This is a genomic window from Streptomyces flavovariabilis, assembly GCF_000725785.1.
GTDB lineage: Bacteria > Actinomycetota > Actinomycetes > Streptomycetales > Streptomycetaceae > Streptomyces > Streptomyces hawaiiensis.
Genome location: NZ_JNXD01000027.1, coordinates 160,160 through 175,191, shown reverse-complemented (window position 1 = coordinate 175,191; position 15,032 = coordinate 160,160). Strand labels below are relative to the sequence as shown.

The 15,032-nt window shown below is 69.8% G+C and carries 10 protein-coding genes and 6 pseudogenes; 13 read left to right on the top strand and 3 right to left on the bottom strand.

What is annotated here, in order from left to right:
• Positions 1-19: 19 nt before the first annotated feature.
• From IO24_RS0135180 to IO24_RS43710, 10 genes and pseudogenes are all read left to right on the top strand, one after another.
• Positions 20-871: a methyltransferase domain-containing protein gene (locus tag IO24_RS0135180; RefSeq protein WP_031143088.1), complete on the top strand. Its 852-nt coding sequence runs from the start codon at positions 20-22 to the stop codon at positions 869-871.
• Positions 868-2,613 carry a CoA transferase gene (locus IO24_RS0135175; RefSeq protein WP_031143086.1) on the top strand — a complete coding sequence of 582 codons (1,746 nt, stop codon included), beginning with the start codon at positions 868-870 and terminating at the stop codon, positions 2,611-2,613. Before IO24_RS0135180 ends, IO24_RS0135175 begins: the two co-directional genes overlap by 4 nt.
• Positions 2,610-4,232 carry a class I adenylate-forming enzyme family protein gene (locus IO24_RS0135170; RefSeq protein ID WP_031143084.1) on the top strand — a complete coding sequence of 541 codons (1,623 nt, stop codon included), beginning with the start codon at positions 2,610-2,612 and terminating at the stop codon, positions 4,230-4,232. The genes IO24_RS0135175 and IO24_RS0135170 overlap by 4 nt, the downstream gene beginning before the upstream one ends.
• Before the next feature lie 166 nt (positions 4,233-4,398).
• A complete protein-coding gene (locus tag IO24_RS0135165) occupies positions 4,399-5,655 on the top strand; it encodes a nucleotide sugar dehydrogenase (RefSeq protein WP_031143082.1) in 1,257 nt (418 codons plus the stop codon).
• Between the two features lie 1,011 nt (positions 5,656-6,666).
• Positions 6,667-6,801, top strand: a pseudogene (locus IO24_RS46830) (pirin family protein); the annotation flags it as partial.
• A pseudogene (locus IO24_RS47720) lies at positions 6,785-7,025 on the top strand (hypothetical protein); the annotation flags it as partial. The pseudogenes IO24_RS46830 and IO24_RS47720, both read left to right, overlap by 17 nt.
• Before the next feature lie 159 nt (positions 7,026-7,184).
• The gene (locus IO24_RS0135155; protein ID WP_420823242.1) at positions 7,185-7,658 is read left to right on the top strand and encodes an ATP-binding protein; all 474 of its coding nucleotides are present in this window, start codon (positions 7,185-7,187) and stop codon (positions 7,656-7,658) included.
• Positions 7,659-7,848: 190 nt separating this feature from the next.
• Positions 7,849-8,721, top strand: a complete 873-nt coding sequence (locus IO24_RS0135150; protein ID WP_031143076.1) for a helix-turn-helix domain-containing protein — start codon at positions 7,849-7,851, stop codon at positions 8,719-8,721.
• Positions 8,722-8,981: 260 nt separating this feature from the next.
• Positions 8,982-10,181, top strand: coding sequence for a PP2C family protein-serine/threonine phosphatase (locus IO24_RS0135145; protein ID WP_037669250.1), 1,200 nt, complete (start codon positions 8,982-8,984; stop codon positions 10,179-10,181).
• A pseudogene (locus IO24_RS43710) lies at positions 10,169-10,387 on the top strand (transposase); the annotation flags it as partial. The gene IO24_RS0135145 and the pseudogene IO24_RS43710, both read left to right, overlap by 13 nt.
• Before the next feature lie 228 nt (positions 10,388-10,615).
• On the opposite strand, the pseudogene IO24_RS41250 reads toward IO24_RS43710, so the two are convergent.
• Both IO24_RS41250 and IO24_RS0135130 read right to left on the bottom strand, forming a co-directional pair.
• Positions 10,616-11,352: pseudogene (locus IO24_RS41250) on the bottom strand (response regulator transcription factor).
• Between the two features lie 574 nt (positions 11,353-11,926).
• On the bottom strand, positions 11,927-13,105 hold the full coding sequence (locus tag IO24_RS0135130; protein ID WP_037669248.1) for a N(5)-(carboxyethyl)ornithine synthase: 1,179 nt from the start codon (positions 13,103-13,105) through the stop codon (positions 11,927-11,929).
• Between the two features lie 497 nt (positions 13,106-13,602).
• On the opposite strand from IO24_RS0135130, the gene IO24_RS0135125 reads away from it, so the two are divergent.
• Positions 13,603-13,806, top strand: a complete 204-nt coding sequence (locus IO24_RS0135125; protein WP_007379522.1) for a cold-shock protein — start codon at positions 13,603-13,605, stop codon at positions 13,804-13,806.
• 49 nt (positions 13,807-13,855) lie between these two features.
• Here the strand turns inward: IO24_RS0135125 and IO24_RS0135120 are convergent, their stop codons facing one another.
• Entirely contained in the window at positions 13,856-14,194 is a 339-nt protein-coding gene (locus IO24_RS0135120; protein ID WP_031143066.1) for a hypothetical protein, read from the bottom strand.
• 178 nt (positions 14,195-14,372) lie between these two features.
• Here IO24_RS0135120 and IO24_RS44750 point away from each other — a divergent pair.
• Positions 14,373-14,567 (top strand): annotated as a pseudogene (locus tag IO24_RS44750) (DUF4913 domain-containing protein); the annotation flags it as partial.
• Between the two features lie 140 nt (positions 14,568-14,707).
• Positions 14,708-14,960: pseudogene (locus tag IO24_RS46820) on the top strand (pyridine nucleotide-disulfide oxidoreductase); the annotation flags it as partial.
• Positions 14,961-15,032 lie beyond the last annotated feature (72 nt).

Here is a 15,032-nt window from a genome sequence, read left to right as displayed (position 1 = left end):
CCGACCAGGGGGAGACGACATGCGCGAGAGCCAGGGCCCGGCCCCGGGCTACGCCTTCGACAACGACAGCGCCCACAGCGACGAGCTGCACCGCTGCCTCACCGACGCCTACGACCCCATGACCTTCGCAAGGCTCGGTGAGACCGGCGTCACGACCGGGTGGCGGTGCCTGGACGTCGGCACGGGGAGCGGGAGTGTGGCCCGGTGGCTCGCCGAACGCGTCGCCCCCACCGGCGAGGTCGTGGCCACCGACGTCAAACCGCACCACATCCAGGACGGGCCGTGCCTGACCGTGGTCGAGCACGACGTGGTGACCGATCCGCTCCCCGAAGCCGCCTTCGACCTCGTCGTCGCCCGTCTCGTCCTCCAGCACCTGCCCGAGCGGGTCACCGTCCTCGGTAAACTGGTGCGCGCCCTCAAGCCCGGAGGATGGCTGCACATCGAGGAGTTCGACGCCTCCTACGAACCGCCCCTGCTCACCCCGGACGAGGAGTCCGCGCGGCTCTACACGGCCTTCCTCGACGCCAAGCGCGCCGTCATGCGGGCCGGTGGGGGAGACCCCCACTGGGCCCGGAACGCGCCTGCCGCCATGCGTGCCGCGGGGCTCGTCGACATCGACCCGCGGCCCCGCATCGAACTGCGCACCGCGGGATCGCCTGGCCTGCGCATGCAGCTCAACCACACGTACCACCTGCGGGACGGACTCCTGGCCGCGGGCCTGACCGACGCGCAACTGGCGGATGTACGGGCACTGATGCGGGACCCGTCGTTCTGCGCCGCGTCGAGTGTCGTCTACGCGGTACATGGCCGGCGCCCGCAGGCCGGCGAGGCGGAGGACGGCCCGCGGCCACTCCCGGAGGACGCCCGATGACGCTCTGTGTGCCGCGCGCCGGAGCCCCGGACACAGCGCCGGTTGCCGTCGGGGTCGCCGCCCACCTCCTCGACCTGGTGGGCGATCCCGCCACCGCCTCTGTCGGCTGGGAGATCGACTGGCAGGGGCCGCTCACCGTCCCCCTGGCCGATGAGCGTGCCGTCCAGGCGGCCTGCGGCATCATGCATGTCCACGGCCGGGCGGCAGGACACCCGGCCCCACTCGCCGTCGACTACGCCTCCACGGTGGCGGGCGTCCTGGCGGCCCAGGGAGTCTGTGCGGCACTCCTCGCGCGGGCCGCCGGCGCCGATGTGACGCGGGTGCGGACGTCGGTGGGCCAGGCCGCGCTGCTGGCCCTCGCCCAGTACCTCGCGGCAGCGACCGCCGACGGCGACGACCCGGGCGACGGCCTGCCCTCACGCGCCGGCGCGGGGGGCGGGCCCGCGCCCACCGGCTGCCCGTTCGTGTCCGCCGACGGCGTGCGCTTCGAACTGGAAGCCCTCGACGCCGAGCGATGGCTGGACTTCTGGCAGCTGCTCGGCGCGGACCGCGCCGCCACCGGTCGCGGGTGGCGCTCCTTCCAGCAGCGGTTCGCCACCGCCACTTGGTCCCTCCCCCTCGCGCTGTCCGCGACCGTGCGGCGTGCCCCGTTCACGGCCGTCAGGTCGGCGGCGGACCGGTCGGGAGCCGCCGTGCTGCCCGTACGGGACAACCCCGTGCCACCCACGGTGACGTCGCCGTGGACGCTCACGCCGTTCTCCGGCCCGGGCGGCACAACGATCGGCAGACCCCGTACAAGCACGGACGGGGCACCTCTGAGAGGCCTGCGGGTCGTCGAGTCGGCGCGACGCGTCCAGGGGCCCATGGCCGGCCACGTCCTGAGGCTCCTGGGCGCCGACGTCGTACGGGTCGAGCCGCCGGGTGGCGACCCGATGCGCGGCATCCCCCCGATGGCAGGCACCACGTCGGCCCGCTTCAGCGCCCTCAACGCCGGCAAAGCCGTCACGGAGGTCGACTTCACGACGGACGCGGGACGGCAGGCCGTCCGTGAACTCGTGTCCGAGGCCGACGTCTTCCTGCACAACTGGGCGCCGGGCAAGGCGGCCCGGCTCGGGCTGGACGCCGACGACCTGCGGCCGGTGCGGCCCGGGCTGGTGTACGCGTGGGCATCAGGCTGGGGTGACGCCCTGGGGCCGGAGCCACCCGTGGGGACCGACTACCTGGTCCAGGCGCACAGCGGCCTCGCCGCGGCCGTGCGGCCCATGGACGAGCCGCCCGCGCCCTCGTTGATGACGCTCACCGACGTCCTCGGCGGGCTGGTCTGCGCGCATGGCGTACTGGCGGCACTGCTGGCGCGCCTTCGCACCGGCAGAGGCGGCCGCGTGGACTCCTCTCTGTACTCCGCTGCCACCCTCGTTCCCCGAGGGCCGGGACGGCCCGTGGCGACGGTCCGCCCACTGCGCACGAGGGACGGCTACATCGCGCTGGGGCCGCAGGCCCGCGAGCGACCGGGGCTCCTCGCGCGGGCGCTCGGCCTCGGCGCCTCGGCGGGTGCGGAGACGATCGCCTCCCGGGCCCGGACCCGGCCCACCACGCACTGGCTGCCTGGGCTGGCGGCAGCGGGCGTGGCCGCCACGCCGGTGTGCACCAGCCTCGCGGACCTGGCCCGCGACCCGCGGTTCGCTCCGGCGTTGGTCGTGGGGGACCACGCCGCTCCCCGCGCGCCCTGGGAGTTCTCATGAGGGCCGGATGGACATCGAACGCCGGCGTCGAGATCCGTGACCTGGTGCCGGCCCGGGTGCGGCGCGCCTGGTCCGAACAGGGCCTCTGCCCCGACCGGGACCTGTACACGCTCTTCTGCGGGCACGTGCAGCGGCACCCCGACCGGACGGCCGTCATCGACTCGGCGGGTTCGGTGGACTACGCGGGGCTCGACGCCCGGGCACGGCACATCGCCGCGCGCCTCGTCGAAAGCGGCCTGGGCGAAAGGGACATCATCGCCGTACGCGTGCCGAACGGGCGCGACGCGGTGGCCGCGGAACTCGCGGTCGCCGCCATCGGAGCGGTGGCACTGCCGTATCCGCCGGGGCTCGGCAGCCGGGGGCCGGCGAGCCTGCTCGCCAGGGCCCGCGCCCGCGCGATCATCGTCAGCCATCTCTCCGACGCCGTTCCGGGCGCTCATCTCCCCTGCCTCGAAGCGGTCTTCACCCTCGGGGAGGGAAGCCAGGCCGCACAGTCACTCGCGGCGCCCGCGCGGCAGCCCTTCCTGGCCCGGCCCTTCGACCCCGAGGCGCCTGCCCGCATTCTGGTCTCCTCCGGCTCTGAGGCCGATCCCAAGATGGTCGCCTACTCCCACAACGCGATGGCCGGCGGCCGCGCCAGCTACGTACGCGCCCTGCACGCCGGGGACGGTCCGATGCGCAACCTCGTGCTCGTCCCGCTGGCTTCCTCCTTCGGCTCGTGCGGCACATCCGTCACGCTCGCCGCCCTCGGAGGCACGCTGCTCCTGCAGGAGTCCTTCGACCCGGACGCGGCGCTTCGCATGATCGTCGAGCACCGTCCCACGCACGTCTTCGGCGTGCCCACGATGCTGCACCGCCTCGCCGAACAACCACCCGCACCCGGGGAGGACTTCACCGGTCTCCAGGCCGTCGTCTCCAGCGGCGCGGCCCTCCCGGACGCCACCGCCGAGGTGTGCCGCGCCCGGTTCGGCCGCCGTGTCATCACCGTCTACGGATCATCCGACGGCGTGAACTGCCACACCGCCACCACCGGGCTCAGCCCCGAGGCGGGCACCGGTCTTCCCGACCCGGCCGTGGCGCGCATCCGCATCATCGACGAGACCGGTGTCGCCGTACCGACCGGACAGCCCGGCGAGATCTGTGCCAGGGGTCCGATGACACCGCTGAGCTACGTGGCCGACCCCGGTCTGGACGCCCGGTACCGGACGTCGACCGGCTGGGTCCGCACGGGCGACCGCGGGCTCCTGGACGAACACGGCAGGCTCCATGTACTGGGCCGCATCAAGCAGATCGTCGTACGAGGCGGCTACAACATCAGCCCAGCGGAGGTGGAACGCGAACTCGCCGCGCATTCCGCCGTGGCCGAGGTGGCCTGCGTCGGTGTGCCCGACCCGGAACTGGGGGAGCGCCTGTGCGCATGCGTCCGCCAGACGCCGGGCGCGCCCGCACCGGACCTGCGGGAACTCACCGTGTTCCTGGAGTCCCAGCGCGGCCTCGAACGCCGGAAACTCCCCGAACTCCTGCTGCGGGTCCAGGAGATGCCGCTCGGTCCCACCGGAAAGATCTGCCGCAGGACCCTCGCCCTGCTGGCTGCCCGCGAGACCTCAGGCATCCGCTGACCGCCCCCACACGAAGGAGAGGCTGTGCACGGGCCCCTAGACGTCGTTGCCGGAGGGCTGCCGGGAGAAGAGCCTCGACTGTCTGGTCATCGCCTGCGAACGCGTGCGGTAGGGGAGCGGCGCGCCCAGGCCCCTCCCCGTCCACGCCCTGCATCCAGGGAGCGATATGAACAGCGTTGCCGTCATCGGACTCGGCTACACCGGGCTCCCGCTGGCCCGGGAGGCGTGCCGCGCCGGCATGCGTGTCATAGGGATCGATGAGAACCCGTCCGTCACCGCATCCCTGAACTCGGGACACTCACACGTCCCCGACATCACCGATGCCGACCTCACCGCCATGCTGGATGCCGGCTTCCGGGCGTCCGCCGACGAGAGCCCGCTGGCGGAGGCCTCGGTCGCCGTGATCTGCGTCCCCACACCACTGGACGGCGCGGGCAGACCCGACCTCTGCCATGTGCGACGCGCCGCCTCCGCTCTCGGGGATCGCCTGAAGCCCGGCACCCTCGTCGTCCTGGAGTCCACGTCCTTCCCAGGCACCACGGACGACGTCGTCCGTGGCATTGTGGAGCAGGCCTCCGGACTCAGAGCCGGAACGGACTTCTCCCTCGCCTTCTCACCCGAGCGCATCGACCCGGGCAACCAGACCTTCGGTGTGCGGAACACCCCGCGCGTCGTGGGGGGCTGCACCCGACGGTGCACGGCGGCCGCGGCCGACTTCTTCCGGCACTTGTGCGACCGGGTCGTCGAGGCGGGCTCCGCACGCGAGGCCGAACTGGCGAAACTCCTGGAGAACACCTACCGCAACGTGAACATCGCCCTGGTCAACGAACTCGCCGTCGCCGCCCGGGCACTGGGAGTCGATGTGTGGGAGGCTCTCGACTGCGCGCGCACGAAACCATTCGGTTTCCAAGAGTTCCGGCCGGGACCAGGCGTGGGTGGGCACTGCATCCCGGTCGATCCCGTCTATCTCACGCACTGGGCGCGCACCGGCGGATCGCCGCTGCGGCTGGTCGAGCTCTCGCAGGAGGTCAACGCGGGGATGCCGGCGCATGTCGTGCGGCGTGCCGAGTACTTGCTCAACGAACGGGGGAGCGCCCTGCGGGACGCGCGAGTGCTGCTTGTCGGCGTGACCTACAAGCGCAACAGTACCGACCTGCGGGCCACGCCGGCCGCCGCGATCGTCCAGCTGATGCGGCAGAGCGGCGCAGGCGTCACGTACCATGACCCGTTCGTGGACACCTGGGCGCCGGGCGGCGAACCGGTGAAGCGGTCCGTCGACGCACTGGCTGCCGCCGCGGACGCCGACCTCACGATTCTGGTGCAGGACCACGACACCGTTCCGCTGGACCGGTTGCCCGAGTACGCCCGACTGCTGCTGGACACCCGGGGCCGGCTGCGCGGCACCCGCGCCCATCAACTCTGAGATGTGCGGGTGCGGGCACCACGACGGAGGCCGGGGAGGGGGACATCTACGTACCGGTACAGCGCTTCTGCGAAGAACAGCCTTGCACCGCTCTGGTGCTGCGCCGGAGGGGCGACGGTGGGTGAGCGCAGGCTGGGTCAGCGACACTGCGTAACGGCTTTCCGCTGCCGTCGGCCCTTTCGGTGCGTGCCGCGAAAAACAGGTGGGGCAGGACCGCGTCAGCACGCCTGCGACACGGTGCTGGCTCCGTGCTGGCCTGGGTGCCCGGAACCATGAAGAACCGCAGGTCCGAGCCCCGGTCGAATGAGTTGTCGTACCACTCGATGGTGGTGCCGATGAGGCTGGCGGCGACGATGCGTTTGAGGCTGGCGGGGGGTGGGGGAGCGGTGATTCCGGAGGCCATGTGCGCCACTTCCTCGTGTGCGGTGGGGACGGGTACGTGTTCGCAGACGGTAGGAACGTGCAGGTCAGGGGCACATGTGCCGGGACAACATAGTTCGGGGGTGGGGTGTGCGTGTTGCCCCTATGTCAGTGCTTCGGAGGTCGCACCGAGAGCCTGATCAGCAGTAGATTCGGCAGTGTCTGAGTTGCGTCATTCGATGTGTTTTGACGCAGCCGTGCCGACTCCCGTGCGGGTTCGGTGCTGACTGGAAGCGCATGTCATCACCCGTCTCCACCTCTCCCATGCTGACTTGGTGCTGACTACGCTGCGTTGAACTATGCCATCTGGGGCTGATCGGACAGAGGTTGCTTTTTGGTTCTGCGCGGAGTTGAGGCCGGGGATGGGGGCGAGGTGAATGATGGCCACGTTCTTCATGACGGTGCGAGGTCCCAGGGGCTATCGCCGCAGGAGGGGTGTGAAACGGCCTGCCGCGCTCTGGACTGGCTAATGCTCTGGTGCCGTGACCGTCGGCTGCTTTTGGTTCGGCAACGTCGTTTCGGCCATGCCGACCACACGCGAAAGCGCCGTACTGGACTGGGATGTTGCCAGCGCTCGTCGATCCAGGCCTGCTCTACTTGTTCTGGAACTGGATCGGGCGGTCCCAGGGCGAGATCGAGCAGGCGCGTCGGGACTGGATGGAGGGGACGCGGTTCGGGGAGGTGAAGGGGTACGACGGCGCTCCGCTGCGTGCCCCCGGTCGACCGGGCGAAGACCGACGGGATCAAACTGACCGGCCAGGGCGGGCTGTTGCAGCAACTGACGAAGAGGATTCTCGAGTCCGCCCTGGAAGGCGAGATCACCGACTACCTCGGGCAGCACGAGAAGGCCGCAGACGGCAACACCCGCAACGATCTCCGCCCACCTGGCGGAGGTCTATGGCGCTGAGATCTCCAAGGCCACTATCTCCACGATCACTGAGGGCCTGCTTCTAAGCGCCGGCTTAAATGTGCAGGTCGGAGGGCTCGCTTCAGGTGGTTCTGACCGGAGCGTGGGGCGGGTGAGGGGACGCGTCTGACTGTGGTGTGCGGTGTGGTTTCGGGGGTATTCGACGGGCCTTAACCGTGTTGCTCAGGACGAGGGTGGCGGTGTGTTCGCAGTGGTGCCCGAAAACGAGGATCTGCCACTCGACAGCCGTCCGATACTGTCGGCTCTGGCCTTCGCCGGGGACGAGCCGGTGACCGAGGCCCGGCATGCGGCCCGTGCCTTTTTGACCGAGGTGCAGGACGTGCACGAGATTCCGGTGTCGGGCCGGGCGAGGGGCATGGTGCAGCTGGTGGTCACCGAGTTGGTGACCAACGCGCACAAGTACGCGCCCGGCCCTTGTCTGCTGGATCTGGAGATCAGCGACGGCGCGGTGGAGATCAGCGTGTGGGACACCGATCCGACGCTGCCGGTGGCCCAGGCCGCTGATCCGGGCCGGGTCGGGCAGCACGGTCTGGAAATCGTGATCGGCGTGTGCCGCAGCTTCGAGATGCGCCGGGAACCGGTGGGCAAGCGCATCAAGGCCGCCGTCGTGCTGGCCGACGACCCCGGCGGGCACCCGGCGGGCCGATTGCTGTGACCGCCTTCTCAGTGTCTGCTTTCGGTCTCTCCTTGTAGGACGCCTGGCGGTCCCTGCCGTGAGGCAAATGACAAGGTCACAGTCCGTTTTGGCAGCCGGGAACACGACGGCATGGCGCCTGATCAACAGTCTTTGTCCATGGCAGTCTGCGGACCAGCATGATGGCTTGAGGCCCGGAGGTACACCGCTCGTGGCGGCGAACATCAACCCCACCGTCGCGAGGCGCCGTCTGGGAGCCGAGCTCCGCCGACTGCGCCTGGCCAGTGGGCTGAAGAGCACCGAAGTGGCCGAGCGGCTCATGGTCTCCCAGCCCAAGATCAGTCTCATGGAGAACGGCCGCAGCACCATCAGCCCCCGCGATGTGCGCGATTTGTGCGCGATCTACGAAGTGACGGACGCGCAGGTCATCGACTCTCTGATGCAGATGGCCAAGGGATCCGGGCAACAGGGCTGGTGGCACGCCTACGGCGACATCCCCCAGAGCGTCTACATCGCCCTGGAGACGGACGCCACCTCTCTCCACACCTACGAATCCATGGCGATCCCTGCTCTGCTGCAGACCCCCGCCTACGCCTACGCGGTCATCGGGGAAACGATCCCCCAGCTCGCCACCGAAGAGGCCGGCACACGCCTCAAGGTGCGGCTGCGCCGTCAGCACCGGATCTACGACCCGGCCCGTCCGCTGCGCCTGTGGGTCGTCCTGGACGAATCGGCACTGCGGCGTGCCGTCGGCAGCCCGGACGTCATGCGTGAACAGCTGGAGCACCTGAACGCATTCGGCGCCGAGCCGCACATCACGGTGCAGGTCCTCCCCTGCACCGCGGGCGCCCATCCGGGCCTGTCAGGACAGTTCTCCATCCTGAGGTTCGCCGACAGCTCCGCGGCGCCGGTGGTGTATCTGGAGCGGTTCACCAAAGACCTCTATCTGGAGAAGCCCTCCGACGTGCAGCATTACAGCGTGCTGCACGGCCACCTCCAGGCCCAGGCGCTCAGCCCCGACAGCAGCCGCGACTTCATCACCGACGTCACCAAGACGTACATCGACGCGGCAAGCAACCCCTGAGTGCGGCGACGGTCGGTGAGCGTTGAATCCGCTGACAGGCTTCTCCAGCGCTGGGAGCGCCGGGCATCGACATGCTGCTTCCGCCGCATCGCTTGGCTGCCGATGCAATGGCCGCCCGGTCGCCCGCGGACGTCGTCCGACGGATTCCAGTATGTACTCTCAGCGACCTGACCTCACCGCCCTGACCAGGCAAGACGGGCATATCAGGTGAGGTAGCGCAGACTCGGGGAAGAAGCTGCGGCAGCCGATTGGAGGTTGTCGTGGAGGGTGGAGATCTTGAACTGGGCGAGTTGCTGGCCGCTGCGGAAGCGGCGCCGCCCGGTGAGTCCGTCGATGTGGTGGCGCACGATCTGCAGAAGCGGTTTGGTGCGGAGGCTGTGTCGTTCTTGTTCGTCGACCTCATCGGCCAGCGGCTGGTACGGCTCGCCGCGGCTGGAGCCGGTGTCGGGGGCCGTGCCGGGCCGATCGACCTGCAGGGCAGCGTCTATGACGCCGTTCTGCAGAGCCAGCGTCAGCACGTGGAAGCGGACGGACAGGGCGGACGGCGCGTCATCACGCCGGTCACCAACCGCGGCGACTGCATCGGCGTTTTGGAGTTGACCCTGCAGTCCGCCGACGACACCGTGCTCCGGCAGGTCCGCGAGGCGGCACACGCGCTCGCCTACATCATCGTCACGGACCGCCGCTTCACCGACCTGTACCACCTGGGCCGGCGCACTACCGAGACCAGCCTGGCCGCGGAGATCCAGCACCAACTGCTTCCCTCGGCGCCCTGCTGCGAGGCGGAGGAGTTCACCCTTGCCGCCGGGCTGATCCCAGCCGACGACATCGGTGGCGACACCTACGACTACACCCTCGACCGCGAGACCCTGCACCTGTCCATCACCGACGCCATGGGCCACGACACGAACTCCGCGCTGCTGGCCACCTTGCTGGTCGGCGCTCTACGGCGGGCGCGACGCAGCGGCTGTGACGCCCTCAAGCAAGCCACCCATGCCCACCAGGCTCTGCTGAGCCACAGCCGCGGCCTGGCCACCGGGCAGCTACTGTGCGTCGACCTCGACACGGGCCTGTGTGAACTGGTCAACGCCGGCCACCCCCGGCCACTGCGGCTGCGAGAGGGCGCCGTCGAGGAGGTGAAACTCGCCGTCAATCTGCCCTTCGGCGTGGCGGCGCCCACTTCATACCGCCTGCAGCGGCTGCAACTGCTTCCCGGGGACCGCCTGGTCCTGCTCACCGACGGAATGCAGGAGCGTGGTGCCGCGGCCGCCGACCTGGCATCGGTCGTCCACGACACCCGTGCGCTGCATCCGCGAGAAGCCGTCCGGAGTCTGACCGCCGCGGTGCTCGACGCGTGCCACGGCAGCCTCAGGGACGACGCCACGGTCCTGATACTGGACTGGCACGGACATCGCAACCAACCGGACGAAAGCGGACCGCGCGCGGCACTGACAAGGTGATCGACGGCATGAACGAATGGCAGAACCGGCCGCTCCACTTGGTCTATCCGGTCTTGTTCATCGACTGTGTGCACGTGAAGTTGAGGGACGGTCAGGTCGAGAATCGGCCGATCTACGTCGTGCTCGCGGTCACCGACGAGGGTACCCGCGAGATCTTGGGCCTGGGGCCGGCGACGCCGGGGTCGCCGCTGGTCAGCTGGGCCCATTCCGTGTCGGCGGCGGCTTGGGCCGCCACGTGCTCGTTGGCTCGACGTGCCGTCTCTCCCTCGAGCGCCGCAGGGCCTTCGGATCGACTGGCGTTGGTGCAGGCAACACAGGGGCAGCAGCGGGGATGAAGTCCTCCAAATGTGCGGAGACCAGTCCCTGCTCCACTCGCCCGCCCGCCTCGTATTCGGCGGCCTTCTCCGCGGCCCGCGCCTGGCGCTCCAGCGCGGTCAGCGATGTGCGGGGTGCGCGGCTGCGTGCGCGCCCCCGAGACTGGTGCCGTAGGTGAAAGGTCCGGCGCCGGTGGAAAAGCCTGTCCTGCCTACGCCGACGTGCAGCCGGGCGGCCCGCGGGCCCATGATGGTACGGACGCGGTCGAGGATCTGCTCCTTCGACAGCACCCGACGCGGGTTGCGCATCACGAACCGCAGCAGTTCGAACTCGGTGCGGGACAACTCCACGACCCGGCCCGCCCGGGTGACCTCCCGGGCTTCCTCGTCCATCACCAGGTCCCTCACGACGAGCCGCGGCGCGCCCGCCTCGTGCGACATGCCCGCCCGGCGCATGAGCCCCCGCAGCCGGGCCAACACCTCCTCCAAGCTGAAGGGCTTGGTGACGTAGTCGTCGCCCGCGGTGATCCCCGCGATCCGGTCCTCGACAGCGTCACGCGCGGTCAGGGAGAGCACGCACACCTGCGGCAGCCGGCGGCGCAGTGCGTGGAGCACCTGAAAGCCGTCGATATCGGGCAGCATCCAGTCCAGGACGACGGCGTCGGGGCGGAAGCTGTCGGCCGCCTCCAGCGCCGTGGCGCCGTCGTCGGCGATGCGGACCTCCCAGCCCTCAGCGCGCAGCGCACGCCCAGGACCTCCGTGAGGTCGGGTTCGTCGTCCACCACCAGGACGCGGACGGCGCCGCCATCGGGCCTGCGCAGCGGAGGGAGAGAGGTGTGGTTCGGTATGGTGCCCATGATGCGTCCAGCATCACGCCTCATCGGCGGCCCTGGGCGGACGGGCACCTCTGAGTTTCTTCTGGACTTCGAAAGAAATCAGACGCGGACCCGCCGTCCCCAGGACGTACTCAGAGCATGCGGGGCCGCGATTGTTCGAGACCTGCCGGGCGACCTCGCCCTCCTATGCGGGCCTGCACCCCGCAGGCTGAACCTGCCGCACTGCCCTGTAGACCGCGGCTGCCATGTCATGTCTGCGCGGTGCCCGACGGCGCCATCGCCAACGGCGGAGCAGGACGGTTGCGGCTGCGCCCCCGGCTGCTCCTGGTGCGGCCCGGCCGAGAAGCGGCTGAGTCTGGACGGCGCTCGGTGAGCGCTCATAAGCCGAAACAGTGACGACCCAGACCCGCGGCGCCACAGGATGCCACGCCCCGGATCCGGCGCCGCTGTTCCCGTCGGACGAGCGGGACAAGGATCGCCGAGTGTCTCGGAGCTCTATGGACGAGCCGGATTCGAACTCCTCCGCGAGGCGCCCGCCGCGCGGAGGCTCGGGACGGTGGTCGGGGGACGACTGAACGCCCGGATGCCCCGGCCGCTACGGCCGCGACGCCGTCCGGGTCTCCTCGTGGGCGTGCGGGTACTTTGCGGTGCGGTGCTGGAAGGCGAGCACCTTGGGGTTTTGGACGACGCCACGGCGGATCTCGATGGCGCGCCGGATCGTGTCGTCGGTGTCCCAGCCGTCGGGGCCTTGAAGCACGACGTCCAGATATGGCAGGAGGGCCTCGCTGTTCTCCCAGGTCGCGGAGTTCCACAGGTAGGAGGGGCTGTGGTCCACCGCGTAGTACCCGACGTGGTCGCCGACGGTGAACATCGGATCGGTGAAGGTGGTGGGTCGGGCCCAGTCGAAGCCCATGCCCTCGTCGCAGGAGACGTCGATGACCAGGGTGCCGGGGGCCAGCTTGGGCAGGTCCTCGTCTATGAGGAACATCAGTGGCGCGTCGGTGTCCTGCAGCACGCAGTTGACGATGATGCTGTGCCCGGCGAGGAACTCGGCCAGCGGCAGCGGGCCGTTTTCGGTGAGGGCGACACTGCGTCGCGGGTCCAGGGTGTCGTCGGCTTTGTCGTGGTCGAAGTGGACGATCCGCGCGGAGTGGATGGGGGAACTGACGGCGGTGACGCCACGCGCGGTGAGCACGTCGACGTCGTGCACGCCCAGGGCGCTGAGCGCGGTCACTGCGCCGCGGGCGGTCGCGCCGAAGCCGATGACGACGGCGCGCTGCCGCCGCCCGTAGTCGCCTGTCACGCCGGTCAGTTGCATGGCGTGCAGGACCGAGGAGTACCCGGCCAGTTCGTTGTTCTTGTGGAAGACGTGCAAGTTGAAGGCGCCGCTGCGGGTCCAGTGGTTCATCGCTTCGAAGGCGATCAGAGTCAGCCGTCGGTCGATGGCGGTCTGGGTGAGCCTCTCGTCCTGGACACAGTGCGGCCAGCCCCACAAGACCTGACCCTCACGCAGTTCCGCCAGGTCTTCGTGGAGCGGTTTGGCCAGCAGGATGACATCGCAGTCGGCGATAAGTTCCTCGCGCGTGCGGAAGCCCGCGACGAGCGGGGCGAGCCGGCTGTCTGGGACGCCGAAATGCTCTCCGTAGTTTTCCTGGAGGTAGATGCGCTCGCGGAGACCGGCGTCGATGCGGTCGAAATGAGCGGGGTGAACGGGCAGACGATGCTCGTTTTCTTTGCGGGTCTGCGACATGATTCCGAGCGTGAGCTGCTGCAAAATGCCCCTTTGGTTACTCCCTGTTTAGCACACCGGGGCAATCCGGCAGCCGGTTGTGATGGGCGGGGCCAGGGGCGGTTTCTGGCGGCCTGGGCTGCCATGGCGCAGGCGGTGCCTGCCGAGGTCGATTCTGCAGGCTGACCCGGCTTCCCGTACGGCAGGTCCGGTGCCGGCATCGGGTGTGCCGGGCACGCTGTCACCTGTGCGGATGCCGTTGGGGGGCCTGCTGGTACCCCTCACAGCGCGGGCTCCCACGGCGTCGCGGATCCGGCCGCATCCTTCGCGAGGCGACATGCGGGACGCTGGCTCCGGCGCGTTTTCGCTAGCGGCTGCCGTCAGGCCGATATAGCCTTGTGATCAGCAGTCGTGGTTCCGAAGTCCCGTTCGCCCGTGATCGCCATCACGGGCGTTCTTGCGTTTCAGCGCCTCTCCGGACCAGGGCGATCACCTCCGGGCGCGCAGGGTGCGGGTCCGGTTTTCCCTCGAAGGAGACGGTCATGGCCAAGGGCACTGTCAAGTGGTTCAACAGCGAGAAGGGCTTCGGCTTCATCGAGCAGGAGGGCGGCGGCCCCGACGTCTTCGCCCACTACTCCAACATCGCTGCCCAGGGTTTCCGCGAGCTGCAGGAGGGCCAGAAGGTCGAGTTCGACGTCACCCAGGGCCAGAAGGGCCCGCAGGCGGAGAACATTCGCCCCGCCTGATCGCGCCGTCCTGATGATGCCCGGCGTCCCGACTGCGGAACGCCGGGCATCAGTCGAGGCTCACCCAAAGGCTGTGAATGATGCGCGGATTGCGCGCAAGTAGCGTGGCGGGCCCCGTCGCCGAGACCACGCGCCCCCTGGCCGCGGCCGACGAAGTCGCCCGCGGCACCCAGCGTTCCTGCGCGCCGCCGAACTGGCCGTCGGGCGCCCCCGCTCTCAGGCCGAGCGCGCCGAGCGGGCTCATGATGTCTATGAGCCAGAAAACCGCCTGGTCGCCCGCACCCTGGACAGCTGCTGGCAGACGCGCCTGGCCGAACTGGCCGAGGCCGAGCAGACCCTGCGACGGGACCGTGGTGGCACAGGTCCTTGAGAAGAACGGGTGTGGCATGTCCTGACGGCAGACAGTCGCGACGCTGTGTGGGTTGAAGGGCCGGGATGAGCTCAGCCAGCGAGAGTCCGACAAAATGAACACCGCTTCTCGGGCCCACGGCTATTTCAGGCCACCATGTCCTGAGTGTCATGCGGGTCTCGGAGTCGGCAGATTCATGCCGCCGGGCGTAAAGAGCAACACCACCGCGGCGCCCTGGTGCCTGTAGTGGCAGGAGCACGACAATGTTGTGGCCTGGCTCCACGCCCTGTGGCTCGCCTACCGGCAGCACAAGGACCCCGAAGCCGGATTGAGCGGCCTGTTCGTGTGGCACCGGGACTTCCGCACCCACGCCGTTGCGGCGATCCGCGCACCGAAGGGTCAGACCAGCGCCGGAGTCCTCACCGGATGGCGCACCATCCGCTCCCTGCCCGCGCTCGGCTCGTGACCGGCCTGACCCTGTCCAACCTGGCCACCGGGCTCCTCCAAGCGGCAGTTCACCACCGACGCCGGTCAGCCGGTGAAGGGAGCGAAGCCCTGTTCGACGCCGCGACCGCCCGCCGCCGCGCCCTCGACGCGGGCACGGCCGATACAGGCGGTGTGGCCTCGCTCAGCGACATCGCCGCTGGTCCGCGCCGCCCGGGACGCCGGGCTGCTGAAGGCCCAGCCGATGTTCGAGCACCTCACCCGTGACGGAGTGATGTGGGCCGACGGGACGTCGGCTCGCGCGGACGCAGTGATCTGGTGCACGGGCTTTCCTCCCGCCCTGTCCCACCTGGCCCCGCTGGTGCCTGCGCCGGCTGGGATGGTCTTCAGGGCCTGTTGGCCAGCGCGTGCGAGCACGCACACGCGGCACATG